23 protein-coding genes and 1 pseudogene are annotated in these 24945 nt (G+C 66.6%); 10 read left to right on the top strand and 14 right to left on the bottom strand.

Annotated features, from left to right (window positions below):
• Nucleotides 1-50: 50 nt before the first annotated feature.
• The 3 genes from lhpH to B7P44_RS25085 form a co-directional block, all read right to left on the bottom strand.
• Entirely contained in the window at nucleotides 51-1058 is a 1008-nt protein-coding gene (gene lhpH, locus B7P44_RS25095) for a trans-3-hydroxy-L-proline dehydratase (RefSeq protein ID WP_084908645.1), read from the bottom strand.
• Between the two features lie 82 nt (nucleotides 1059-1140).
• On the bottom strand, nucleotides 1141-2262 hold the full coding sequence (locus B7P44_RS25090; RefSeq protein ID WP_084908644.1) for a branched-chain amino acid ABC transporter substrate-binding protein: 1122 nt from the start codon (nucleotides 2260-2262) through the stop codon (nucleotides 1141-1143).
• Nucleotides 2263-2384: 122 nt separating this feature from the next.
• Nucleotides 2385-3122 carry a FadR/GntR family transcriptional regulator gene (locus B7P44_RS25085; protein WP_084908643.1) on the bottom strand — a complete coding sequence of 246 codons (738 nt, stop codon included), beginning with the start codon at nucleotides 3120-3122 and terminating at the stop codon, nucleotides 2385-2387.
• 242 nt (nucleotides 3123-3364) lie between these two features.
• Between B7P44_RS25085 and lhpI the strand changes: the two genes are divergently transcribed.
• The 3 genes from lhpI to B7P44_RS25070 all read left to right on the top strand — a co-directional run bounded on the left by lhpI (nucleotide 3365) and on the right by B7P44_RS25070 (nucleotide 5659).
• The gene (gene lhpI, locus B7P44_RS25080; RefSeq protein WP_084908642.1) at nucleotides 3365-4300 is read left to right on the top strand and encodes a bifunctional Delta(1)-pyrroline-2-carboxylate/Delta(1)-piperideine-2-carboxylate reductase; all 936 of its coding nucleotides are present in this window, start codon (nucleotides 3365-3367) and stop codon (nucleotides 4298-4300) included.
• A gap of 154 nt (nucleotides 4301-4454) precedes the next feature.
• A complete protein-coding gene (locus B7P44_RS25075) occupies nucleotides 4455-4862 on the top strand; it encodes a response regulator transcription factor (protein WP_084908641.1) in 408 nt (135 codons plus the stop codon).
• A 17-nt stretch (nucleotides 4863-4879) separates the two neighbouring features.
• The gene (locus B7P44_RS25070; RefSeq protein ID WP_084910015.1) at nucleotides 4880-5659 is read left to right on the top strand and encodes a helix-turn-helix domain-containing protein; all 780 of its coding nucleotides are present in this window, start codon (nucleotides 4880-4882) and stop codon (nucleotides 5657-5659) included.
• Nucleotides 5660-5768: 109 nt separating this feature from the next.
• Here the strand turns inward: B7P44_RS25070 and B7P44_RS25065 are convergent, their stop codons facing one another.
• The 3 genes from B7P44_RS25065 to B7P44_RS25055 all read right to left on the bottom strand — a co-directional run bounded on the left by B7P44_RS25065 (nucleotide 5769) and on the right by B7P44_RS25055 (nucleotide 6853).
• The gene (locus B7P44_RS25065) at nucleotides 5769-6122 is read right to left on the bottom strand and encodes a metal ABC transporter ATPase (RefSeq protein WP_084908640.1); all 354 of its coding nucleotides are present in this window, start codon (nucleotides 6120-6122) and stop codon (nucleotides 5769-5771) included.
• A gap of 188 nt (nucleotides 6123-6310) precedes the next feature.
• Nucleotides 6311-6550 carry a hypothetical protein gene (locus B7P44_RS25060; RefSeq protein WP_010100423.1) on the bottom strand — a complete coding sequence of 80 codons (240 nt, stop codon included), beginning with the start codon at nucleotides 6548-6550 and terminating at the stop codon, nucleotides 6311-6313.
• Nucleotides 6551-6577: 27 nt separating this feature from the next.
• Entirely contained in the window at nucleotides 6578-6853 is a 276-nt protein-coding gene (locus B7P44_RS25055; RefSeq protein ID WP_084910014.1) for a DUF1488 family protein, read from the bottom strand.
• A 243-nt stretch (nucleotides 6854-7096) separates the two neighbouring features.
• Here B7P44_RS25055 and B7P44_RS25050 point away from each other — a divergent pair, with 243 nt between their 5' ends.
• Nucleotides 7097-7549 (top strand): hypothetical protein, encoded by a 453-nt coding sequence (locus B7P44_RS25050; RefSeq protein WP_084908639.1) that lies wholly within the window; start codon nucleotides 7097-7099, stop codon nucleotides 7547-7549.
• Nucleotides 7550-7572: 23 nt separating this feature from the next.
• On the opposite strand, the gene B7P44_RS25045 is transcribed toward B7P44_RS25050, so the two are convergent.
• Nucleotides 7573-7971, bottom strand: a complete 399-nt coding sequence (locus tag B7P44_RS25045) for a DUF488 domain-containing protein (protein ID WP_084908638.1) — start codon at nucleotides 7969-7971, stop codon at nucleotides 7573-7575.
• A 251-nt stretch (nucleotides 7972-8222) separates the two neighbouring features.
• Here B7P44_RS25045 and B7P44_RS37605 point away from each other — a divergent pair.
• Together B7P44_RS37605 and B7P44_RS25035 are read left to right on the top strand one after the other, a co-directional pair.
• Nucleotides 8223-8451: pseudogene (locus B7P44_RS37605) on the top strand (IS30 family transposase); the annotation flags it as partial.
• Between the two features lie 126 nt (nucleotides 8452-8577).
• On the top strand, nucleotides 8578-10440 hold the full coding sequence (locus B7P44_RS25035) for an ATP-binding protein (RefSeq protein ID WP_084908637.1): 1863 nt from the start codon (nucleotides 8578-8580) through the stop codon (nucleotides 10438-10440).
• 254 nt (nucleotides 10441-10694) lie between these two features.
• On the opposite strand, the gene B7P44_RS25030 is transcribed toward B7P44_RS25035, so the two are convergent.
• The gene (locus B7P44_RS25030; protein ID WP_084908636.1) at nucleotides 10695-11897 is read right to left on the bottom strand and encodes an amino acid aminotransferase; all 1203 of its coding nucleotides are present in this window, start codon (nucleotides 11895-11897) and stop codon (nucleotides 10695-10697) included.
• Nucleotides 11898-11962: 65 nt separating this feature from the next.
• Nucleotides 11963-13348 (bottom strand): amino acid permease, encoded by a 1386-nt coding sequence (locus B7P44_RS25025; RefSeq protein WP_084908635.1) that lies wholly within the window; start codon nucleotides 13346-13348, stop codon nucleotides 11963-11965.
• A 314-nt stretch (nucleotides 13349-13662) separates the two neighbouring features.
• Here B7P44_RS25025 and B7P44_RS25015 point away from each other — a divergent pair, with 314 nt between their 5' ends.
• The 4 genes from B7P44_RS25015 (at nucleotide 13663) to B7P44_RS25000 (ending at nucleotide 18619) form a co-directional block, all read left to right on the top strand.
• Nucleotides 13663-14136: an Lrp/AsnC family transcriptional regulator gene (locus tag B7P44_RS25015; protein ID WP_010096283.1), complete on the top strand. Its 474-nt coding sequence runs from the start codon at nucleotides 13663-13665 to the stop codon at nucleotides 14134-14136.
• A 384-nt stretch (nucleotides 14137-14520) separates the two neighbouring features.
• Nucleotides 14521-15195: a lytic polysaccharide monooxygenase gene (locus tag B7P44_RS25010; protein ID WP_084908633.1), complete on the top strand. Its 675-nt coding sequence runs from the start codon at nucleotides 14521-14523 to the stop codon at nucleotides 15193-15195.
• A gap of 231 nt (nucleotides 15196-15426) precedes the next feature.
• Nucleotides 15427-17106 (top strand): phospholipase C, encoded by a 1680-nt coding sequence (locus B7P44_RS25005; RefSeq protein ID WP_084910013.1) that lies wholly within the window; start codon nucleotides 15427-15429, stop codon nucleotides 17104-17106.
• A 94-nt stretch (nucleotides 17107-17200) separates the two neighbouring features.
• A complete protein-coding gene (locus B7P44_RS25000; protein WP_084910012.1) occupies nucleotides 17201-18619 on the top strand; it encodes a cytochrome-c peroxidase in 1419 nt (472 codons plus the stop codon).
• A gap of 87 nt (nucleotides 18620-18706) precedes the next feature.
• On the opposite strand, the gene B7P44_RS24995 is transcribed toward B7P44_RS25000, so the two are convergent.
• The 5 genes from B7P44_RS24995 to B7P44_RS24975 all read right to left on the bottom strand — a co-directional run bounded on the left by B7P44_RS24995 (nucleotide 18707) and on the right by B7P44_RS24975 (nucleotide 24872).
• Complete coding sequence (locus tag B7P44_RS24995; RefSeq protein WP_088511580.1) at nucleotides 18707-19891, bottom strand: glycosyltransferase; 1185 nt, start codon at nucleotides 19889-19891, stop codon at nucleotides 18707-18709.
• 180 nt (nucleotides 19892-20071) lie between these two features.
• Nucleotides 20072-21394: a TIGR00366 family protein gene (locus tag B7P44_RS24990; protein ID WP_084908631.1), complete on the bottom strand. Its 1323-nt coding sequence runs from the start codon at nucleotides 21392-21394 to the stop codon at nucleotides 20072-20074.
• Between the two features lie 156 nt (nucleotides 21395-21550).
• Nucleotides 21551-22915: a chloride channel protein gene (locus B7P44_RS24985; protein ID WP_084908630.1), complete on the bottom strand. Its 1365-nt coding sequence runs from the start codon at nucleotides 22913-22915 to the stop codon at nucleotides 21551-21553.
• 162 nt (nucleotides 22916-23077) lie between these two features.
• Nucleotides 23078-24319, bottom strand: coding sequence for a cytosine deaminase (codA, locus tag B7P44_RS24980; RefSeq protein ID WP_084908629.1), 1242 nt, complete (start codon nucleotides 24317-24319; stop codon nucleotides 23078-23080).
• A 91-nt stretch (nucleotides 24320-24410) separates the two neighbouring features.
• Nucleotides 24411-24872, bottom strand: a complete 462-nt coding sequence (locus tag B7P44_RS24975) for a VOC family protein (protein WP_084908628.1) — start codon at nucleotides 24870-24872, stop codon at nucleotides 24411-24413.
• Nucleotides 24873-24945: the final 73 nt, after the last annotated feature.

Here is a 24945-nt window from a genome sequence, read left to right as displayed (position 1 = left end):
AGCCTGGTACTGCAACCGGTTCGGCCCGTGCTCGACAGCCGGGCGCGCATTCAGCGCACGAGGAAGCCGTACGCCTGCGGATCGCGTTCGTCGATGATCCAGTTCGCGAAGCCGCACACGTACGCGCTGCCCTCCACCTCGGGGATCACCGCCGGGAGGTCGCCGACAGTCGTCTCGCGCAGCACGCGGCCCCTGAAGATCGTGCCGACGATCGATTCGTTGACAAGCGTGTCGCCCGCCGCGAGCAGTCCGCGCTGGTACAGCTGCGCGACACGGCCGCCGGTGCCGGAGCCGGTCGGCGAACGGTCGACCTCGCGGTCCGCGAACACGCAGCAGTTCGCCTGCGTCGAGCCCGGGTGGCGCGGCGCGCCCGCGATGATCGTCCCGTAGATGTGGTTGATCTCCGGAATCTCGGGATGCACGACCGGATACGCGGCGTTCGCGGCGGCCTTCACTTCCGCGCCGAAGCGGATCAGCCGCTCGACCGCGGCCTCGCGCACCGGCAGGTCGAACGGCGCGCCGTCGACATAGAAATAGAACGCGCCGCCGTACGCGATGTCGCCCGTCACCGCGCCGAACGACGGCGTGTCGACCGTCACGTCGCGCTTCCAGATGAACGACGGCACATTGACGAAGCGCACCGGCCCCGCATGCTCGCCGTCCCACTTGACGAACGCCTCGATGAAACCGCACGGCGCGTCGATGCCGACCCGCGTTTCCGGCACCGTGCGCTGCACCCAGCCGAGCTCGACCGCCGCGGTCGACAGCGCGATCACGCCGTGCCCGCAATGGTCGCTGTAGCCTTCGTTGTGCAGGAAGATTACGCCGAAATCCGCGTGCGGCGACACGGGCTCGGTCAGGTAGCCGCCGTACATGTCGGCGTGGCCGCGCGGCTCGAACATCAGCGCGCGACGGATCTCGTCGGCGTTCTCCTTGAGCCACGCGCGGCGCTGGACGATCGTGTCGCCGGGCAGGCGCGGCAGCCCGCTCGTGACGATGCGGAACGCTTCGCCGCCGGTGTGGACCTCGACGGTGGAAATGGATCGCGAAATTTTCATGAGTGGTTCAGCAGGATCGAATCGGGAACGCGGCGGTGGCCGGCGGGCACGCCGGCCGCGCAAGCCGCTTGTGGCGCGGCGATCATTCGCCGTACGGCACCGGCAAGCCGTTGCGGATCACGTAGACGGTCGTCGGCGCGCCCTTCAGGTCGCCGTTCGCATCGAACGAATAGGTGCCGGCGACACCCTTGTAGTCCGACTTCGCGAGCTGCGCGATGAGCTTCGCCTTGTCGGTCGTCGAGCCGGCCTTGACCATCGCGTCGGCCAGCAGCTTCACGCCGTCGTAGTAGTTGACGCCGTACACCTGCGGGTCGGTGTGGAACGTGTCGTGGTACTTCTTCAGGAACTCGCGCCCGGCGGGCGTCTTCTCGAGCGCAACGCCGCCTTGCGCGCAGTAGACGATCGACGCCGCCTCGCCCGCCACCTTGCCCATGTCGGCCGAGCAGATCCCGTCGCCGCCGAGCAGCTTCGCGCGCAGGCCGCGCTGCTTCATCTGCTTGGCCATCGGCGCGCCCTGCGCCGCGTAGCCGCCGAAGAAAATCACGTCCGGGTTGGTCGACTTGATCTTCGTCAGGATGCCGAGGAAGTCGGTCGCGGACGAGTTCGTGAATTCCTGGTCGACGATCTTGATCCCGTTCGCCTTCGCGACGTTCGAGAACTGCTCGGCGACGCCCTGGCCGTAGGCGGTGCGGTCGTCGATGATCGCGGCGGTCTTCGCGTGGAGCGTCTTCGCGGCGAACGCGCCCATCGTGCCGCCGAGCTGCTCGTCGCTCGCGCCGATCCGGAAGATGTTCTTGAAGCCCTGTTTCGTGAGCGCCGGGTTCGACGCGACCGGCAGCATCGGCACGCCCGCGGTGCTGTACACGCGCGACGCCGGGATCGCGACGCCCGAGTTGTACGGCCCGAGCACCGCGACGACGCCCTTGTCGACCAGATTCTGCGCGACCTGCACGCCGGCTTTCGGATCGGCCTGATCGTCGTCGGACACCAGCTTGAACGTGACGGTCTTGCCGCCGACCTTCAGGCCCTGCTTGTTGAGTTCGTCGACCGCGAGGCGGACGCCGTTTTCGTTGTCCTTGCCGTTCGCGGCCTGCGGGCCGGTGAGCGGCGCCGAATGGCCGAGCATGACGACTTCCTGCGCGTGCGCGGAAGCCAGCGCGCCGGTGGCGGCAGCCACGGCGAGCGCAACGACGAGTTGACGCATGGTGTGTCTCCTGATTGGTTTTAGTCGAACCAATGTAGGACACAACTGGTCATTATTCAAGCAGCTTCAAAAACTGCGCCAGCCTTTTGGTCAAATATCAGACCAGAACGCCGGTACGCCGCTCACTTCGGCGTGATGTCGCGCCGCACGCGCAGGATGTGCTGTTCGACGTAGAACGCGGCCGCGTCGGCGTCGCCGGCGACGATCGCCTCGTAGATCAGCCGGTGCTCGGACACGTAGAGCCGGATCCGGCCCGCGTCGTAGATCCCGTCGTCCTTCAGGCGCTTCCACAGCGGCTGGTCCATCGTCTTCGCGACTTCGTCGGCGATCTTCACGATCAGCGCGTCGCCCGTCATCAGCGCGAGCTGGCGATGGAACAGCCGGTCGCTCTCGTTCCACAGCGCGCGCTGCTGCGGATCGTCGACGTCGGTGATCGTTTCCATCTGCGCGAGATAGCGTTCGGCGACCGGGTCCGGCTTGCGATGCGCGGCCGCGAGGCGCGCGATCGCCGGCTCGAGGATCAGCCGCACATCGAGGGTCGAGGTCGGGCTGAAATCGGCCTCGGCGGCGGCGCGCCGGTCCCCGCGCCGCGCCAGCACGTCGAGCGGGGCCGACACGACGTAGGTGCCCGAATTGCGCTTCGTGAACACGAGTCCTTCGTTCTGCAGCGCGCCGAGCGCCTCGCGCACGGCCGGGCGGCCGACCTGGAACAGCGCCGCGAGCTCGCGCTCCGACGGCAGCCGGGTGTCGGGCGCGTAGTGCCCCGCGCGAATCTCGTCGCGGATCTTTTCGGCGACCTGCTCGTAGATTTGCAGCGGCCGGAAGCCGTTTTCGAGGATTTCGAGACGCGCGGACGACATCGTGGGGCTCCTGCCGGATGTTCGGGGTCGTGGACGGGTTCGCACTATACCGGAGCGGCGCGTCGCCGCGCCTGCTTCTGGACAGATATTAGAACCAAAAGCACCCGGCCGTTTTATTTTCTGGCTTGTCATATCGCGATAAATTGGTATAGATTCGATCCAGACTGCCCGTCTCGCGGTATCCGGCAACCCAGCACCGGGCGCGCTGTCCGCCCGCCGTCCACGTTCAACTGACGCATACGATGACCGCACTCTCCCAGACTCCCGTTTTCGGCGCCGCCGCGACGGCTGCGCTGCTCGACTATCCGGCGCTGCTCGCCGCCCTCCGGCAAACCGTCGTCGAGTACGCGGCCGGCGGGATCGTCAGCCCCGAGCGTCTCGTCGTGCCGCTGCAGGCGGGCGGCGTGATGCTGTCGATGCCGTCGAGCGCGAACGACATCGCGATCCACAAGCTCGTCAACGTCTGCCCCGGCAACGCCGCGCGCGGGCTGCCGACGATTCTCGGACAGGTCATCGCATGTGACGCGACGACAGGCGAAATGCGGTTCGTGCTCGACGGCCCGACGGTCACCGGAAGGCGGACCGCCGCGATCACCGCGCTCGGCATCCAGGCGCTGCACGGCGCCGCGCCGCGCGAAATCCTGCTGATCGGTACCGGCCGGCAGGCGGCCAATCACGCGGAAGCGCTCGCGGCGATCTTCCCGAACGCACGCCTGCTGGTGCGCGGCACCCGCGCCGCGAGCGCCGCCGCGTTCTGCGACGCCCAGCGCGCCCATGCGCCGCAGCTCGCGCCGCTCGACGGCGACGACATTCCGGACACCGTCGACGTCGTCGTCACGCTGACGACGAGCCGCACGCCGGTCTACCGCGAAGCCGCGCGCGAAGGCCGGCTGGTGGTCGGCGTCGGCGCGTTCACCGCCGACGCGGCGGAAATCGACGCCGGCACCGTGCGCAACAGCCGGCTCGTCGTCGACGACCTGGCCGGCGCGCGCCACGAGGCGGGCGACCTGATCCTCGCGCAGGTGGACTGGCGCAACGTCGCGTCGCTCGCCGACGTGCTCGGCGGCGCGTTCGTGCGCGGCGGGCCGCTGCTGTTCAAGAGCGTCGGCTGCGCGGCGTGGGATCTCGCCGCCTGCCGCGCGGCGCGCGACGCGCTCGACGCACGGCGGGCCAGCTGACCCGGGCGGCGCGGCACGGGTTCCGGCCCCACCGCGTTTCGGCCCCATCGCCGTGCCGAATGTAGGAAAAACCCTACAACGCGGCGAAGCGGCCTACGCAATCTTCCAATTCGGCCGATTTCCTTTTTGGCGTCGCAACCGGATACTGGCTTTCATGAATGCCAGCCTGTCATCCGTCGCGCTCCGGGTGTTCCTCGTCGATCACGCCGTCGCGGTACGGCGCAGGATTGCGCTCCTCGTCGGCGCGATCCGGGGTGTCGACGTCGTGGGTGAAGCGGAGGACGGCCAAGGTGCGTGGGTACACATCCGCCGGTGCCAGGCGGATGTCGTGATCGTTGACCTGCGGCTCGCGGACGGCAGCGGCCTCGACCTGATCGGCATGCTGTCGAAGGCTGCGCCAAACGTCGTCACGATCGTGCTGACGAACCATTCGGCGCCGGCGTTCAGGGAGGCATGCGCGACGGCCGGAGCGGACTACTTCTTCGACAAGACCGCCGAATTCGACGCCGCATGCCACGTCATCGAATCCCTGGTGCGCTCGCGTCGCGCGCACCGCACCTGAAAGTGCCGGAGTGCATCATGTCATCAGCATCCGTTAGCGCGGCTGCCGTGCCCGTCGCGCGGCAGCTTGCGACGCCGCTTCACGCGATTGCCCGTGCCGACGCCCCGAAACACCCCGCCGCGCGCTGCTCGGTCTGCGCAATGCGTTCCCTGTGCCTGCCGCCGCACCTGACCGCGGCCGAATACGGCCGGCTCGACTCGATCATCTGCACGACCCGCCATGTCCGCCAGGGCGACGCGCTGTTCCGCACGGACGATCCGTTCCAGAGCATCTACGCGGTGCGCGCGGGGTCGTTCAAGACGGTCATGGTGCATCGCGACGGACGCGAACAGGTGACGGGCTTCCAGATCGCCGGCGAGACCTTCGGCATGGACGGCATCAGCAGCGGCCAGCATTGCTGCGACGCGATCGCGCTCGAGGACAGCGTCGTGTGCATCATCCCGTTCGGCCAGCTCGAGGCGGCCTGCCGCGAAATGAAGCCGATGCAGCATTTCCTGTACCAGATGCTGAGCAGCGAAATCGTCCGCGAATCGAGCCAGATGCTGCTGCTCGGCACGATGTCGGCCGAGCAGCGCGTCGCGCAGTTCCTGCTGAACCTGTCGTCGCGCTTCCAGGCGCGCGGCTATTCGGCCTCCGAGTTCAACCTGCGGATGACGCGCGAGGAAATCGGCTGCTACCTCGGGATGAAGCTCGAGACCGTCAGCCGGATGTTCTCCCGGTTCCATCGCGAATCGCTCGTCGAGACGCACGGCAAGCGCGTGCGCATCCTCGACGCGGAAAGGCTCGCGCGCGTCTGAGCGGCCGGGAAGCCGTGCAGCCGGCGCACCGGCTGCGGCTCGCTGCATGCACCGGTCGGCACGAACCGGCGCGCAATCGTTGCGCCGCCCTTCATGCTGCCCTTCGTGCTCAACGCAGCGCATGCGAACCCTGCCCGGCCGTGCCCGGCGTGCCCGCCCCCTGCCCGACCTGCCATGCCATCAGCGCCCTCTCGGCTGCCGCGAACGCGCGGCGTACCGCTTCGTGCGGATCCTCGCCGGCACAATGCGGAATCGGCCTCAGCTCGTTGTTGCGGGTGATCAGGTCGAGCCGCACGTCGTACGCACGCTGGCCGGAGCCAGACGTGCGCGACTCGATCGCCAGATGGCAGCCGCTGATCAGCGTGCGGAACCGTTCGAGGCGCACCAGTTGCTCGCCGGCTTCCGCTTCCAGCGCGGCCGAACCGGCGAATCCGAAGTAGGCGATCTGCATGCCCACGCCCATGTTGTTTCTCCCGACGGCGCCGCCCTCGTGCCGATCGCCTGATATGCGCCGCCCGCGTGGCCGCGAGACGGCGAAGATTCATCTGTAGTGACTGCGTGGCTTGTTTTCGCCGGCCGCAGTCCGACCGGCATCGTGCGCGACCCCGTCGCGCGTTGCCCGCACGCCCCCGCGTGCGGCTCCCCTTTCTTTTATACGTTGAATGTCTGCGACCGCTTCAGCTCGATCCACGTCATGCCGGCCCGCAGGCCCGCGAGCACGGCTTCGCGCTCGGTCGGATACGACTCGCTGTGCTCGAACGCATGGTGAAACCGGCCGGCGCCGACGCCATGCTCGACCTGCACGCGGCAGCGGAACCCGCCGCCGGCGTCCGGCCGCGTCTCGACCTCGACCGACCAGTCGTCCTCGCGGATATTGCCCGACAGTGTCATGTCCCCTCCTGAGACCTTCACGCCGCGTCAGCCGCCGAAACGGAAATGACCGCTGTGCAGCAGCACCGGCCGCCCGCCGATCTCCTCGAGCATCCGGCGCGCGACGCCCTCGATCTCCGGGCGGTGCGTGTCGAACGCGCGAATCAGATCCCGTTCGAGCAGCGACGCCGCGCCGAAATGATCCTCGAGCGCTTCGGCTGTGATCGCACATTGCACACAGCTGTCATCCACGATCGCCGTGAACGCGACGACCAGGTCCCGTGCACAGTATTCCGGCGGATCCGGCGGGAAATCGATCTGCATCGGCATCGGCTTGTCCGTCACTGCTCCGACGTGTCCATGACGTGAGCATAGAGGCGCGCGCCGCCGCACGCTTGACCCACGTCAAGCGAGTCCCCCGAGGCCCCGCTCAACGCCGCGGCCGCGCCGTGGTCAAAGGCAGTAGAAGCAGACCGGCCCGCTCGGGCGCAATCGCCCGATCCGCGCGAACGCCCCGCGCGCGGCGCGCCGCCGGCGGACGGGGCCGGGACTGCATGGGACCCGACGATGGCATTGATTGCGAATCTCGACGGCGCCCGCGACCTGTACCGGCTGTGCTTCGTGCGCGCGCCGTGGGCCTATTTCACCTGCCTGCCGCTCGACGAGCAGTGCGGCGAAAGCTGGGCTGCGGTTCCTTATCAGGAAGTGGCGAAGCCGCCCTACAGCGATTCGCGCACGCAGGTGCTGAAGGTCGCGTTCGACGCGCCGCTGCTGTTGCCGCCCGAAGCGGGCCGGCACGCCTGCGCGTGCAGCGTCGAGCAGATTAACCGCGGCGCCGCGCCGTGGCTGCGCAGCGAGAATTTCCTCGACGGCCGCACGCTGCGCGTGATGGGCGGCGCGACGCTGCAGACGTTCGTCGAGACGGTCGAGTCGGCGGGCGGCACGGTGTACGGTCCGCTCGGCTGGGCCGAGTTGCCGCCGTGGGCGGCGCGTGATGCGCCTGATGTGGCGGCGGGCTGACTGGCGGCGACAGCCCGCGCCGCTCAGGATGCGTCCGGCTCGATCGCCGCGCCGCGCTCGGCGAGCAGCTCGCGCAGGATGCTGCGGTGACAGCGGTGTTCGTTCTCGCAGTAGCAGCCGATCGAGAACTGCGTGGTCGCCGACAGCGCCGCGAGCAGGTCCAGCACTTTCGGCGCGTCGCCGTGATTCATTTCTGCGCGGAACTTGCGGGCGAAGGCCCGCCAGTCGGCGTCGGTCCCGGCGGCCTGCGCCTGCGCGACGAGCTCGGGGGTCGGCGACAGCGTCGGCAGCCACACGTCGTAATAGTTGCGCGACGCGAACTCGGCCTTCGGCACGCCGCGCGGCGGGCGCCGCACCGTGCCGATCCGCAGGCCCTCGCCGGCCGCGCGCGGCGACCCCAGCTGTACGATCCGGATGCTCATGCGTGCATTGCTCCTTCGGTTCGATGGTTTCGATGCGCACATCGTAACGCCGTGTGCGTGGTGGTGACAGATGTGTGATGCGGGGTCGGGCACTGCACAAAAAACGGTACCTCATGGAATTTCCTGTATGTCGTTTGCTGCCCCATTTCTGCCAGTCCGCACAGTGTCCCTTGAGCGGCAGTTCCCAAGTGCATATTCAACCGGTCGATGCAACACACTACAGGTTGCATGAGCAGCGAGGGTTGTTACAAATGAAGCAACGACGACGGATCCACTACATCGAGAGCCAGAAAGCGCAAATGTGGGAACGCTGGCGGACTGGCGAATCGCTTCAGCAGATCGCCCAGCTGTTTGACCGGAATCATTCGTCGGCACAAGGGATTCTGGTGGCAACAGGCAGAATACAACTGACACCACGACACCGTTCCATATTGACGAAAGGAGATATCGCGCTCAGTGATTGCTGGTCAGTCGATCCGTTAGGTTGGAAGCCGGTTAGGACGGACCCCTTCTCGCGACGCAGAAAAGGAGTATTGTTATGCACTCACAGCGAAGCGGGAGCTGCATCTTAGTTAGTCGTGTTGAAACCCTACAAACGGAAAAGAGATGAGTGCGATTGCGACTGCCGAACGGGCAAGGACTGCCATTGAACTCGGCGAAAGCCACTTCAGAGAGTTCAAAAGCGCGCTAGAGGGGCGTCCCGGCGAAAAGCGGAAACGCCCTGCGAAGGAAATTGCGACAGACATAGCGCAAACGTTAGTGGCCTTCGCTAATGCCGATGGTGGTGAATTGCTCGTCGGCGTGGAGGACAATGGCGACGTTACGGGACTGCTAGGCCTCTCCCCCGGCGAATTGAATATCCTGGAAAATGCGCCGACTGAAAGAGTTTTTAAAAATACCCCACTCCCGTCCGTCAAACGCCAGAAAATCAAGATCGATGAGAAGGAGATCCTGTACTTTTCCGTCCCGAAAAGCACGGAATTCGTTCATATGACGTCTGATGGCCGGTGTTTGCAACGACGCGACCTTGAATCAGCGCCGGTTGCTGCTGAAATGATTCAGTTCGATCGGAAGGAGAAGGCATCTCGCGAGTACGACCGTCAATTCATCGACGGAGTTACAGCCGACGACCTTGACTTGGAGTTGGTTCGGGTTGTCGCTGATCAGGTGCTCAAAGGCATGTCCCCCGAAAAATGCTTGCAGTACCTAGAGCTGGCGGAATATGGAATGTCCCAGCTTAGATATCGGCGGGCAGCATTGCTGCTTTTTGCCAAAAACCCTACAAAATGGCATCCACGGCTTCAAGTTAGAATATTGAAGGTTGACGGGGACGAAGTGAAGACTGGGGAAGCATATAACATCGTCTCTGATCAAACGACACATGGGAACATCCTTACCCTAGTTGATTCCGCCTGGGAGGCGTTGCGGCCGCATTTGGTACAAACGAAAATCGATAAGCACGCTCGTTTCGAGCAAAGAGCAATTTATCCTGAGCTCGCATGCAGAGAAGCGGTTCTCAATTCGATCGCCCATAGAGATTATGCAGACGAGGGGCGCGGGACCGAAATATACATCTTTGACAATAATTTGGAAATCCGCAATCCCGGCCCTCTACTCACCACGATCAGGATGGAGGATATTGTTGGCAAAAAAGGAGTGCATCAGTCTCGCAACACTTACGTCGCACGCGTCTTGCGCGAGTTGGGCTATATGCGCGAACTCGGGGAAGGCATGCGGCGCATTTATGATCTCATGCACAGCAATGAACTGGCCCCTCCAAAACTCGCAAGTGCGCCTGAAGGGTTCAGCATAACCTTGACCAATAAGGCGATGTATTCGCCTAAGGATTTGCTATGGTTGAGTCAATTCGACGCTTTTGATCTTGATCGAAAGCAAAAAGCAATCGTTCTGCTGGGACAGGGAGGCAGGATTTTCTCGGCCGCTAACGTGTGGGATGCCGTCGGAATCGTAGACACGGAGGACTATCGGAAGCTGGTCGACTCACTTATGAAGTTCGGTATTTTGCAAAACGAAGTAGAACGCACCGTTGCGCAAAAACGGGCAAGAAGCAAAAAAATACCCTATCGCGAATACCCTCGATACCGCATCGGTTTACCGCCGACGCAGGTAGACGTAGTGCCTTCAAACTCGACCCAGGGTGATTTAGATTTATCCGATGCCGAGGTCGAACAAGGCGAAGCTCTATCGCGCCGACTCCATGTCGGCAATGTCCCGCCTAATGCAACCAATCAAAAACTCTTCGAAATTTTCTCAGAGTTTGGGGATATAGTCGATCTCCGAGTTCCACGATCCAAATCCATTGCGAAAGGCTTTGCCTTCGTCGAATTTGCAACAGTGGATTCCGCAACAATCGTGCTAAATCGCGGTGAAAATCATTCGATCATGTACGATGATCGAAAGCTCGTTATAAACGTTGCATTGAAAAAAACCGCGAATCTACGCGAATAAGCGTGATTGGTCACCTCGCGTGCACCTGAGATTTCAGCGCGCTCGATCACCGGCTTTCGGCCAGAGCCAATGACTAACGACCGTTCTCAAGCTGCGACGGTCGTTCAAATGGCGCAGTACGCCGACAAGCGTCGCTTCACGCGCCGAACGCCGACGGTCTGCTCCGAGTTCCCCGGTAATCCTCGATGGCCCCGAAAAAAACCGGCTGCCCCGCAAAGGAACAGCCGGTTTCGTGCTTGCGCTTGTGTGCGGGCTCAAACGCCGCTCTTCAACACCTTCCCAATCGCATCAGCAACGATACCGACGTTCGAATCATTCAGCCCCGCGACGCACATCCGCCCCGACCGCAGGATATACACGCCGTGCACTTCACGCAGCGCATCGACCTGCGACTCGGTCAGGCCCGTATACGTAAACATCCCCCGCTGCTTCACATAGCGCGTGAGCGCCTCGCCGCTGACATGTTCGCGCAGGCCGTCGTGGATCGACTGGCGCATCCGCGCGATGCGGCGACACATCGCGGCGAGCTCTTCCTCCCACTGCTTGCGCAGCGCGGGCGTGGTGAGCACCGTCGCCACGATCTTCGCGCCGTGGATCTGCGGATTGCTGTAGTTCGAGCGCACCGCGCCCGCGAGCTGGCCGAGCACGCGATCGGCCGCGGCGGCGTCCTCGCAGACCACGCTCAGGCCGCCGACGCGCTCGCCGTACAGCGAGAAGTTTTTCGAGAACGAGTTCGCAACCAGCGCCGGCAGCCCGCGGCGGGCCAGCTCGCGCACCGCGAACGCGTCCGCGTCGAGGCCCGCGCCGAAGCCCTGGTAAGCCATGTCGACGAACGGCAGCAGCTCGCGCGCCTCGATCACGTCGATCAGCTTCTGCCACTGGCCTTCGTCGAGGTCGACGCCGGTCGGGTTGTGGCAGCACGCGTGCAGCAGCACGATGCTGCGCGCCGGCAGCGCGTCGATCGCCGCGAGCATCGCGTCGAACTTCAGGCCGCCCGTCGCCGCGTCGTAGTACGGGTACGTGTTCACCGTGAAGCCGGCGCGTTCGAAGATGAAGCGGTGGTTTTCCCAGCTCGGATCGCTGAGCCACACCTGCGCATCCGGGAAGTAGCGCTTCAGGAAATCGGCGCCGACCTTCAGCGCGCCGGAGCCGCCGAGCGTCTGCACGGTCGCGATGCGGCCCGCCGCGCGCGCCGGATGATCCGCGCCGAACACGAGCGCCTGCACCGCGTCGCGGTACGGCGCCATGCCGACCATCGGCAGATACGGCTTCGGACCGATCTCGCGCTGCTGCGCGGTCTCGGCCTCGCGTACGGCCTCCATCACCGGAATCCGGCCTTCGGCATCGAAATAGATGCCGATGCTCAGGTTGACCTTCTGGTCGCGCGGGTCCTTCTGGAAGTTCTCGTTGAGCGTCAGGATCGGATCGCCGGGGTACGCGTCGATGTGTTCGAACATGGCTTTATCGGTCTGGTTGGATGAGAAATCTTGTGGCCGGCCAGAGATGGCCGGCCTTGCCTGCGTCATTGCGCGGACGCGCCTTCACGCAGCGCGTAGCCCGCATTCTTCTGACGGAAGCGATACCCGACCGCGAGCACCGCGAGCCACACCGGGATCAGGTACACGGACAGGCGCAGGCCCGGCGTCAGGTACATCACGACGAGAATGCCGGCCATGAACACGAGGCACACGTAATTCGTGAAAGGATAGCCCAGACTGCGGAAGCGCGTCTGCAGCCCCGCTTCGCGCTTGGCCTGGCGGAACTTCAGGTGGATCAGGCTGATCATCGCCCAGTTGATGATCAGCGCCGACACGACGAGCCCCATCAGCAGCTCGAACGCCTTGCCCGGCATGAAGTAGTTGACCACCACGCAGATGCCGGTCGCGAGCGCCGATGCGCCGAGCGCCGCAAGCGGAATGCCGCGCTTGTTCACCGAGCACAGCACCTTCGGCGCATTGCCCTGCTGCGCAAGGCCGAACAGCATCCGGCTGTTGCAGTACACGCCGCTGTTGTAGACCGACAGCGCCGCCGTCAGCACGACGACGTTCAGCACGTTCGCGACCAGGTCGCTGCTGAGCGCGTGGAAGATCAGCACGAACGGGCTGCCGCCGGTGACGACCTTCTCCCACGGATACAGCGACAGCAGCACGCCGAGTGCGCCGATGTAGAAAATCAGGATGCGGTAGATCACCTGGTTGGTCGCACGCGGGATGCTGTGCTGCGGATCGTCCGCTTCGGCCGCGGTGATGCCGACGAGCTCCAGCCCGCCGAACGAGAACATGATCGCCGCCATCGACATCACGAGGCCCGACACGCCGTGCGGGAAGAAGCCGCCGTGCTGCCACAGGTTCGCGACGCTCGCCTCGGGGCCCGCATGGCCGCTCATGAGCAGCCAGCCGCCGAAGCCGATCATGCCGACGATCGCTGCGACCTTGATGATCGAGAACCAGAATTCCGTCTCGCCGTACGACTTGACGCTCGCCAGGTTGATCAGGTTGATGACGACGAAGAACACGAGCGCGGACACCCAGGTCGGCACACCCGGCCACCAGTACTGCACGTAGATCCCGACGGCCGACAGCTCGGCCATGCCGACGAGGATGTACAGCACCCAGTAGTTCCAGCCGGACAGGAAGCCCGCAAAGTGGCCGAAGTACTTGTCGGCGAAGTAGCTGAACGAGCCGGCCACCGGCTCGTCGACGACCATCTCGCCGAGCTGCCGCATGATGAAAAACGCGACGACGCCCGACAGCGCGTAGCCGAGCAGCACGGACGGGCCCGCCATCTTGATCGTCTGCGCGATGCCGAGGAACAGCCCCGTGCCGAGCGCGCCGCCCAGCGCAATGAGCTGGATGTGGCGATTCTTCAGCCCGCGCTTCAGGCCGTCCTTCTCGTGTTCAGAAACCATGTCTTCTCCACTTTGTCCGCTTCCGGCGGAAGCGGTGCGCGTCGGTGTGCCGCGCGCTGTTTTGCTGTGCCGGCGGCCCTTCGTGGGGCCGCCAGGTTGGGGACTGCAATTCTCGCGCGGCGACGCCCAACCGTCGTCGGCAAGCCCACCCAACCGGCCGCCGACTGCCGCCTGCGACCGCGTTGCCGCGATCGCGCACGAAAATCCGGGGTCAGTTTAGCGTCGCGCCGACGAAATCGGGTTGCGTAACCCGTTCATGCAAACCCTACATTATGAGATAAGATTGCATTCGGGAGACACACGAGGAAACAAAAATGCCTGAACCGGTACTCGACCGCATCGATCGGAACTTGCTGGCGATCCTGCAGGAGCATGGCCGCGCATCGAATCTCGAGCTGGCGAAGGCGGTGGGCCTGTCGCCCGCGCAGACGCTGCGCCGCCACCGGCGGCTCGAGGAAATCGGCGCGATCCGCCGCTACGAGACGCGGCTCTGCCCCGACACGCTCGGCTTCGGCGTCACCGCGTTCGTGCACGTGACGATGGAGCGTGGGCACATTCGCGACCTGTCCAAGTTCCAGAAGCTCGTGTCCGAGCTCGCGCAGATCCAGGAGTGCTTCTCCGTGACGGGCGACATCGACTACGTGCTGAAGGTCGTCGCGCACGACCTGAAAGGCCTGTCCACGTTCCTGCTCGAGACGCTGATGCGCATCCCCGGCGTGAGCGGCGTGCATTCGAGCGTCTGCCTCGACGAGATCAAGTGCACGAGCGCGATGCCGGTCGAAGGCTGAACCGGCCGACGCCTTCTCTTCTTCGACCGGAATGCCGCACATCGGGAAGCGAAATGATCGCGTCGTCAATGACCGGTTTTTCAACCGGATTCATGGCTCCTCCCTTTCACGCCGATATGTGCCCAATTCAAAAAGTACTCTTTTAAAAACAAGCACATTCCGCATCACAACTGCGAAAACGGAAACGTCGATGATTTAATCGACGATTAATTCGTTTTCAATTTCCTTTTCCGTTTTTTACGACTATGGTTCGAGTCGGCGAAAGCCGATTGTCATCGCGCGATTCGGCGACATCGCGTTCGAGCCGTTGCGCGCACAACCATTCCGACTTCACCGCAGTGAGGGCCCATGAAACAGACCATCCGAAGATCCGTTTCTTCCGTCATGTTGCGCGCGCTGGCCGGTGCGGCGCTGCTGACCGTGATGGCCGGCGCGCACGCGCACGGCCGCCTGACCGAACCGGCGTCGCGCATCGTGCTGTGCACGCAAGGCCAGAACCCGAATTGCCCGATCGACGCGTGGCATGCGAACGCAATGGAAAACGGCAAGTTCTTTCCGGCCACGCAAGGCGGCCTGTCGGATTCGTTCGCGCCGGCCGACGCGCAGAACGTCGCGCCGCCCGCGGACGGTGAAATCGCCGGCGCCAGCACGAACGGCGCGGTGCCGCTGCTGAACGAACAGTCGCCGGACCGCTGGCAAAAGGTTCCGCTGCGCTCCGGCGCGCTGCAGAACTTCAAATGGGAATTCAGCGCCGTGCACAAGACGCGCCGCTGGAATTACTTCATCACGCGCGCCGACTGGGATCCGTCGCAGAAGCTGACCCGCGCGCAATTCGAGCCCACGCCGTTCTGCACGATCCAGAATCCCGGCCAGCCGTACTGGAGCCCGAGCGCGAACCTCGTTCCGTCGCAGCCGACGATCCATCAGTGCCGGCTGCCGGTGCGCACCGGCTATCACGTGATCCTCGCCGTGTGGGAAGTGGCCGACACGTCGATGGGCTTCTATCAGGTGGTCGATGCGATCTTCACCGACGGCAGCACGACGCGCAGCCCGTTCTGACGCCCTCCTCGGCGGCGCGCCGGCCGAAGCCGGCGCGCACCGCTTCTCCGACTCGCTTCGCCGCACCGTAAGACACCCGATATTCGCGCGTAACGCCGCCGAAAGCGCCCGGCCTCCATATCTTCATACGGACCTGTTTCAATGCGCGTGCTCGTCACCGGCCCGCTGCCGTAGCCGTCATCCGGCATGCCGCGCCGCATTCCCCGACCCGCCCGCATGGAGTTCCCGAAGATGTTCCGCCAAGCCTTGCTCGTCACCGCCTGCGCAGGCGCCGCCCTCGCGCTGTTCGCCTGCGGCGGCAGCGACAATTCGACGCCGGCCACGGCTTCGCTGTCGTCCCAGGATGCGCTTCAGACCGCCACGCCGATCAAGCACGTCGTCGTGATCTACGGCGAAAACGTGTCGTTCGACCACTATTTCGGCACCTATCCGAACGCAACGAACCCGCAGGGCGAGCCGGCGTTCACCGCGGCCGCCAACACGCCGGCCGTCAACGGCCTGACCGGCACGCTGCTGACCGCGAACCCGAACTTCACGAACACCGCGAACGGCGCCGACGCCGCGAACCCGTTCCGCCTCGATCGCACGCAGGCCGCGACCGCCGACCAGAACCACGCGTACACGTCCGAGCAGCAGGCCGAGGACAACGGCCTCGCCGACCTGTTCCCGAAATACACGGGCAAGGGCTCGTCCGGCGGCGCCGGCGCGTTCGGCACGAAGGGCCAGGTGATGGGCTACTTCGACGGCAACACCGTGACCGCGCTGTGGAATTACGCGCAGCGCTTCGCGATGAGCGACAACATGTACACGACCGTGTACGGCCCGTCGACGCCGGGCGCGCTGAACGTGATTTCCGGCCAGACCAACGGCATGCAGATCGTCAAGACGTCGAAGCAGCCGTCGACGCTCGCCGCAACGTCGTACTACATCAACGATAGCCAGGGCGGCTTCACGATGATCAACGACGTCGATCCGGGCTTCGACGTCTGCTCGAGCGCGACCGACCAGGCGATGATGGCCGGCAAGAACATCGGCGACCTGCTGAATGCCGCAAACGTCACATGGGGCGGCTTCATGGGCGGCTTCAACCTGTCGACGGTGAACGGCAACGGCACGACGGGCTGCAGCCGCAGCACGGTCGCGACCGCCGTGAACGCCGCGACGGCCGACTACATCCCGCACCACAACTGGTTCCAGTACTACGCATCGACCGCGAACCCGCAGCACACGCGGCCGAGCTCGGTCGCGGCGATCGGCCAGAGCGTGCAGGCCGACGGCAAGACGGCCGAGCCGGCGAACCACGAGTACGACACCGACGATTTCTTCGCCGCGGTGAAGGCCGGCAACTTCCCGTCGGTCAGCTTCCTGAAGGCGCCGGCCGCGCAGGACGCGCACGCGGGCTACTCCGATCCGCTCGACGAGCAGGCGTTCGTGACGAAGGTCGTCAACTTCCTGCAGCAGCAGCCCGACTGGCAGAACACCGCGGTGATCGTCACCTATGACGACTCGGACGGCTGGTACGACCACGTCTATGCGAGCCCGACGCGCGCATCGTTCGACGCGGTCGACCAGCTGAACGGCAGCGGCAAGTGCGGCACGGGCACGCAGGGCGCCGGCGTCAACGGCCAGCCGGTCAACGGCCGCTGCGGCCCGGGCGTGCGGATTCCGCTCGTCGTGATCTCGCCGTACGCGAAGCAGAACTACGTCGACCACACGATGATCGACCAGGCGTCGGTGGTCCGCTTCATCGAGGACAACTGGCTCGGCGGCCAGCGCATCGGCGGCGGCTCGTTCGACGCGTCGGCGGGCGACCTGCGCGGCCTGTTCGACTTCGCGTCGAAGCCGAACACGACGCCGCTGTATCTCGACCCGACACTCGGCACCGCGCTCGGCTCCGCGCCGGCGATCTGAGCGTCGGCATCATCCGGCCGGCCGGCGCGCGATGCGCCGGCCGTTTCCATTTCAACGCGCTGCATTCGCCGCGCCCGACTTCGCCCTCGACCGCATGACCGCCCGTCCCGCGTTTCCGCCGCCCGGCGCACCCGACGCCGCCCCGCCACGCCGCCCGTCCCGTTTCCTGCGCCGCGCGGCGCTCACGCTCGGCGCGGGCGCGATCGGCTATGCCGCGTTCGCCGTCGCGTTTCCGGCGCATACGCCGGCGGCGATCGCCAACGCCGTCGCGGACTGGACCGGCGCGAACCCGCACCCGATCGTGCTGCAGCGTCCCGCCGCCGCACCGCTCTCCGCGGTCGCGCAGCTCGGGCGCGCGCTGTTCCTCGATCCGGCGCTGTCGGCATCGGGCAAGCAGTCGTGTGCGTCGTGCCACAGCCCCGATCACGCGTACGGCCCGCCGAACGCGCTCGAGGTGCAGCCCGGCGGCATCGCGATGACGCTGCACGGCTACCGGCCGCCGCCGTCGCTGATGTACCTGTACCGGCAGCCGAACTTCAGCATCGGCCCCGACGCGAGCGAGAACGACGACGCGGCGAGCATCGCGCAGCAGGCCGCGTCGGCGGCCGGCGTCGTGAAGGCGCAGAAGGTGGCCGGCACTGCGGCCGCGCCGCAGCTCGTGCCGCAAGGCGGGATGTTCTGGGACGGCCGCGCGGATACGCTGCAGCAGCAGGCGTTCGGCCCGCTGCTGAATCCGGTCGAGATGGCGAACCCGAGCGTCGACGACGTCGCGCGCAAGCTCGCGCAGTCGCCGCACCGCACGCAGTTCATGCAGCTGTTCGGGCCGCGCGTGTTCGACAGCGCGCAGTTGGCGGTGTCCGAAGCGATGTTCGCGATCGCGCGCTACCAGGTCGAGGACCCGTCGTTTCACCCGTATAACAGCAAGTACGACCGCTGGCTCGAAGGCCGCGCGCGCCTCACGCAGGCGGAACTGCGCGGGCTGCGGCTCTTCAACGACCCCGCGAAGGCGAATTGCGCGGGCTGCCACCTGTCGAAGCCGGGCGCAGGCGGCCTGCCGCCGATGTTCACCGATTTCCAGTACGAGGCGCTCGGCGCGCCGCGCAACCGCCTGCTCGCGCAGAACCGCGACCCGGCGTTCCACGACCTCGGGGTGTGCGGGCCGTTCCGCGAGGACCTGAAGGACCAGACGCAGTACTGCGGGATGTTCCTCACGCCGACGCTGCGCAACGCGGCGACCCGCCACGTGTTCTTCCACAACGGCGTGTTCCACTCGCTCGACCAGGTGATGGCGTTCTACAACGAGCGCAACACGGCGCCGGAGAAGTTCTATCCGCGCGGGCCGGACGGCAAGGTCGACGCGTACGACGACCTGCCCGCGCCCTATCGCGCCAACCTCGACGTGACCGATGCGCCGTTCGACCGCAAGCCGGGCGATGCGCCCGCGATGTCGGCGCAGGATATCCAGGATATCGAAGCGTTCCTGCACACGCTGACCGACGAGCCGGCGCGCTGAGCGGCCGCGCGCGTCACGCGCACGGCTGTCGAGGTTCGTTCGTGGGGAGGAGGCGGCGGTGAAACCCGCCGCCTCCGTGGCAAGGTGTCAGCCGGCGCGCTGCGCGCGAATCGCGTCGATGCACGCGCCGAGCCGCCGGTTGCTTTCGTCGATGCCGAAGCTCGCCGCGCGCTCGCGCGCGCGTGCCGCGAGGTCGGTGCGCAGCGCTTCGTCGGTCAGGAGCCGCGCCATCGCGTCGGTCATCGCGTCGACGTCGCCGATCGGCACCAGCATGCCGGCCCGGCCGTCGTCCAGGATGTCGCGCGGCCCGGTCGGGCAGTCGGTCGACACGATCGCCTTGCCCAGCGCGAGCGCCTCGATCAGCACCATCGGCATCCCTTCGTTCTTCGAACTGAGCACGAGGATCGACGCGCCCGCCATCACCGGATGCGGGTTGTGCAGCTGCCCGGTGAAATGCACGCGCGCGCCGATCCCGAGCCCGTCCGCCAGTTGCCGGAGTTCGTCGCGATACGCGCCGTCGCCGACCAGCACGAGATGCTCGGCCACCGCGTGCCGCGCGACCAGTTGCGCGTAGGCGCGCACCAGCGTGCGGTGATCCTTCTGCAGCTCGTCGAGGCGCGCGACCGACACGATGTACGGCGCGCCGCCCGGCGTGACCGGCTGATGGGCCGCCGCCGCGTTCGCGCGAATCGCGTCGATGTCGATCGCATTGGGCAGCACCATCACGCGCGGCTGCTGCTCGCCGAACATCTGACCGGCTTCGGCGGCCATCTGCGGATTCAGCGCGGCGATGCTGTCGTAGCGGTTGTACTGGTTCATCAGCCGGCGCACCCGGCGGCCCTGGCCGCCGAGCCGTGCGATGAAGCTGAAGTGATTGACGCCGATCCATGCGACGCCGAACTGGCCGGCGAGCCGCCGCAGCGACAGGTCGTAGTCGACGATCACGTCGACGTTGCGCGCCAGTTCCTCGACCCGCTTCGCGATGTGCGGGCGCACCGCGAACGCGCCGTGGATATCGCGCGCGATCCGCCCGGCCTTGCCGAGCTGGCGCGCATGGCGCCGGTCCTGGAAATACCGGAGCCAGCGCGGCTGCACGAGGATCTCGACCGGCACGTCGTCGGGAATCAGTGCGCGGAACCGCTGCGCGAGCATCGGCGACGCGTACGTGACCGACAGCGCGATCCGGAAACGCTTGCGGTCGAGAATCCGCAGCCACTGGATCAGCGACGACTCGATGCCGCCGTTGCCGAAATCCGTCACATGGAACAACACGCGCACCCGCGTGTCCCGACCCTCGTCACTACCCCGTTCAACCATGATTCTTCTGGGAAAAACCGCTCAATGTTCAAAATGCCGCACAACTGCGGCGCGGCACTTTATAACACAGGCTCCCTACGCCGCCAATCGGCGCTCCGGAGGCACGCGGCCTGTCGCGCCTCGCCGGGCCGCCGCTCAGAACAGGTACATCCCCGCGACGAACACCGCGCCGGAAAACAGCAGCGTCGTCACGCAGTAGCCCATGATGTCGCGCACGCCGAGCCCCGCGATCGCGAGCGCGGGCAGCGCCCAGAACGGCTGCGCCATGTTGGTCCACGCCTCGCCGTACGCGATCGCCATCGCGGCCTTGCCGAGATCGGCGCCGAGCGCCTGCGCGGCCGGCATCACGAACGGCCCCTGCACGACCCAGTGGCCGCCGCCCGACGGCACCGCGAAATTGATCACCGCCGAGCTCAGGAACGCGAGCAGCGGGAACGTGTGGACGTTCGCGACGTCGACGAACCATTTCGTGATCACGCCCGCGAGCCCCGAATGATCCATCAGCGCCTGGATGCCCGCGTAGAACGGGAACTGGATCATGATCCCCGACGCGCCCCGCGCCGCGCCCGCGACCGCGCGCGCATAGGCCATCGGCGTGCGGTGCAGCAGGATGCCGGCCGCGAGGAACGCGAGGTTCACGGTGTCGATGTCGAGCGCGAAACCCTTCTGCACGAAGCGCAGCACGAGGAACACCGCGCACAGCGCCGCGACGAGCACGGCCAGCAGGCGGCTTTCCTCCAGCCGCTCGGCCAGCGTCGCGTCCGGCCCGAGCTTGCGCTCGACGCTCGGCGGCTCCGCGAGCAGCGCCGGATCGACGCTGACGACGTCCTCCGGCTTCGGCATCATCAGCCGCGCGAGAAACGGCAGCATCACGATCAGGCCGATCGTCACGAACGCGTTGTAGCCGGTGAAGAGCGTCTGCGACACCGGGATCAGGCCGATGGTCTTCTCCATCGGGTTGCCCTTCGTCGCGGCGACGAGCGGAATCGAGCCCGACAGCCCGCCGTGCCAGCTCAGGAAGCCCATGTACGCGGACGCGACGAGCAGCCGGTAGTCGCTGCCGGCCACCCGCCGCGCGACCTCGCGCGCGAGCATCGCGCCGAGCACGAGGCCGAAGCCCCAGTTGATCGCGCAGGCAAGCGCGGCGACGAACGCGACCAGCATCACGCCCTGTCCGGGCGTGCGTGCGGCGCTGGCGAGCGCGACCAGCGCGCGCTTGACGGGCGGCGAGCTCGCGAGCGCGTGCCCGGTCACGAGAATCATCACCATCTGCATCGAGAACGCGAGCAGGTTCCAGAAGCCGGAGCCCCACATCGTCGTCAGTTGTGCCGGGGAATTCGGCGTGAGGCCGAAGGCCAGCGCGAAGGTCGCGATCGTCAGCAGGATCGCGAAAATCAACGGGTCGGGCAGCACGCGGTGGACCACCTGCGTGAAAAAGCGGGAAATGCGCTGAATCAACTTGAGCTCCTCGTTTCCTGATATGAACGGCCGCGCGGGTGTGGTTGTTGGAGAGGCGCGGGCCGCGCGGATTCTTGCACAGAACCGAAGTTCGCGCTTCGAACCGCATCGGGATGCTTGGAAAACGGGAGGTGGCGTCCGGTTTCCCGGGAAGCGTCAGGACTGGCGAACCGCGACCGCCAGTCCCTGCACCGTTTCGCGTTGCGCGGCGGTACGGCATTCGGCCAGCCGCTCGGCACACCTGTACGCGACGAGCGACCCGGCTACCGCGAGCAGCATCGGCACGAGGCTGTCGTGGCCCGCGCGCGTAAACTCGAGCAGCAGCACGACCGCTGTGATCGGCATCTGCATCGACGCCGCGAGAAACGCGGTCGCGCCGACCAGCGCGCATCCGCCGAGCGAGGCGCCCGGCCAGATCGCGCTCCAGAGGCCGCCCAGCACGATGCCGAGCAGCGCGCCGTTCGCGAGGCCCGGCGTCAGCAGGCCGCCTTCTGCGCCCGCGCGCAGGCTGCTCGCGGTGATCAGCACCTTCAACGCGAGCAGCGTCGCGGCCATCGCGACGGTCAGCGCGCCGTCGAAGCTCAGCGACGCGGGCCCCTTGCCGTTGCCGAGCAGTTGCGGAAACCGCATCGCGAGCCAGCCGATCGCCGCGAAGTTGACGAGTGTCAGGAGCGGCAGCCGCCAGTCCTTCGGCGCGGCCGCGCGCGCCCGGCCCGTGAGCCGCACGAAGCCGTACGCGGCGAGCCCGAACACCGGCCCGCACACGACCGACCACGCGACGAGCGACGCGCCCAGCGCGAACGGCGGCACGCTGTACTGGTGCTCGTTGCCGAGGCCGAGCCAGGCGACCGCGGCCGCGATCGCGGACGTCACGACCGCCGGCACGAGCGCGCGCAGCTCGAACGTGCCGAGCAGCACTTCGAGCACGAACACCGCGCCGCCGAGCGGCACGTTGTAGACGGCGGCGAGCCCCGCACCCGCGCCGCACGCGACCATCAGCCGGCAGTCCGCCGGCGTCAGCCCCGCGCGGTGCGCGAGCCGGCCGGCGAGCAGCGCGCCGATCTCGCGCGGCGCGACCTCGCGGCCGAGCGGCGAGCCCAGCGCGACCGTGACGATCTGCAGCAGCGCATGGATCGTCGTGCTGACGGCCGGCATCCGCGGATCGTCGGCGCGCACCGCGCGCCGGATGCTGACGAGCGGTCGGCCGTAGCGGTACAGCGCCCACCAGCCAACGCCCGCGACGATCCCGCACCCGCCCAGCACGGCGAGCCGACGCAGCGGCGCGGCGCCGGTCACGCCCGCCAGGAAGCTCTCATGGCTGATCACCTGCGCGGTGCTGTAGCCGTAGGCGAGATGCTGGATCGCGTGCAGCAGCAGCGCGAGCAGCATGCCGCCGAGGCCCGCGCCGACGCCGGTCAGTACCGCGACCGCGGCGAGCCGGGTGAATCGGTTGAATGGGGGGAACGAAGCGCCGCTCGGCGGCAACGTGGGTGAGGAAACGGGCGGGATGTCGGCGCGCATCGGATCGGCTGGCTGAAGTCGGGGGAACGGCATGCATCGCGCATGCCGTCGTCAGCCCGCATCCTAGGTTGGCCATGTTCATGAGACAAACGTATTTTTCGAATCGACTCATGCATTTTTTGAATACTCGATGCATCGGCACGCTGCGCAGGAGCCCGCCCCTCACCCCGGATAGTCGATCCGCTCCGGCTCGCGCCGCATGATCACGCGCCCTCCCCGGATCGACAGCGCCGCCTTCGCCTGCCGGCGCAGCGTGTCGTAGTCGCTGTCCGCGTCGAGCACGACGAGGTTCGCCGGCCGGCCGACTTCGATCCCGTACCGTTCGCCGAGCTGCATCGTCGCCGCGCTGTGGCCGGTCACGAAGTCGAGGCAGCGCTGCAGATCCTGGTAGCCCATCATGTGGCAGATGTGCAGCCCGGCATCGAGCACGCGCAGGATGTTGCCGTTGCCGAGCGGATACCACGGGTCCTTGATCGAGTCCTGCCCGAAGCACACGTTGATGCCCGCACGGTCGAGCTCCGCGACGCGCGTGAGCCCGCGCCGCTTCGGGAACGTGTCGAAGCGGCCCTGCAGATGAATGCTCTCGGTCGGGCACGAGATGAAGTTGAGCCCCGCGCGCTTGAGCAGCCGGAACAGCTTCGAGCAGTACGCGTTGTCGTACGAACCCATCGCGGTGGTATGGCTCGCCGTGACCCGAGCGCCCATCCCGCGCACGCGCGCCTCCTCGGCGAGCACTTCGAGAAAGCGCGAATGCGGATCATCGGTTTCGTCGCAGTGCACGTCGACGAGGCAGCCGGTGCGTTCGGCCAGGTCCATCAGGAAGCGGATCGAGCTGACGCCCTGTTCGCGCGTGTTCTCGAAATGCGGGATGCCGCCGACGACGTCCGCGCCCATCTCGATCGCCTGCTCCATCAGCGCGCGGCCGCCGTCGAACGACTCGATTCCTTCCTGCGGGAACGCGACGATCTGCAGGTCGATCAGCCCGCGCGCCTCGTCCTTCACTTCGAGCATCGCCTTCAGCGCGGCGAGCGACGGATCGGTCACGTCGACGTGGGTGCGCACGTGCTGGATGCCGTGATCGCGCAACATGCCGATCGCCGTGTGCGCGCGCGCCTTGGTGTCCTCGTGCGTGATCGTCGCCTTGCGCTCGGCCCAGCGCTCGATGCCTTCGAACAGCGTGCCGCTCATGTTCCACGCGGGTTCGCCCGCGGTGAGCACCGCGTCGAGATGGATGTGCGGCTCGACGAGCGGCGGGATCGCGAGCCGCCCGCCCGCGTCGATGTCGGCGCCGCCCGCAGGCACGATCGGCGCCGGCTGGGCGTCGATGCGGGCGATCCGGCCCGCGTCGACGCCGATCGTGAACAGGCCGTCGCGGCCGCGCAGGCGTACGTTGAACAGGTTCATGCGGGGTCCTGGCAGAAAGAAGCGGCCGCGCGGCGCGCGCAACGGACGCGTGAATGGAAAGGAACGACCGGGTGCGCGTCGGCGCCGCCCGTCACGACCAGCCTTCGATCTTCAGCCCGGTCGCGGCGGCGGCTTCCTCCGCCGACACCGCGCGCACCTGCTGCCCGAACGTCCACACATGCTGTTCGGGATCGCGCGCGCGATAGGTGCGGTCGCCCCAGAACTGGTCGGCGGGCTCCTGCAGGATCACCGCGCCGGCCTGCCTCGCGCGTTCGCAATGCGCGTCGATGCCGTCGGCCAGATGCACATGCACGCACTGCGTGTTCCTGCCGCCGACGCCCAGCGGGCTCGTGACGAACTCGGCCCATTCGCCGCCGATCATCACCGTGCCGCCGGCGCACGTCAGCTCGGCATGCGCGAGCTTGCCGTCCGGCGCGCTGACGACGACGCTGCGCGCGAAGCCGAACGCCCGCTCGAGCCAGTCGAGCGCGGCCCACGGGTCGCGATAGAACACGGCGGAACTGACGGAGGGACGGCGGCTGGGCTTGGTCATCTTCAGTCTCCCGATCGAGGGCGTGAGACGCCCATTCTCCGCGCGTGCGCCGCGCCGATCAACCGCCGGCCGG

Origin of the sequence: Burkholderia ubonensis subsp. mesacidophila, assembly GCF_002097715.1 — a bacterium.
Lineage (GTDB): Bacteria > Pseudomonadota > Gammaproteobacteria > Burkholderiales > Burkholderiaceae > Burkholderia > Burkholderia mesacidophila.
The sequence above is the reverse complement of the archived record's forward strand: the minus strand, read 5'-3'. Positions and strand labels throughout refer to the sequence as shown.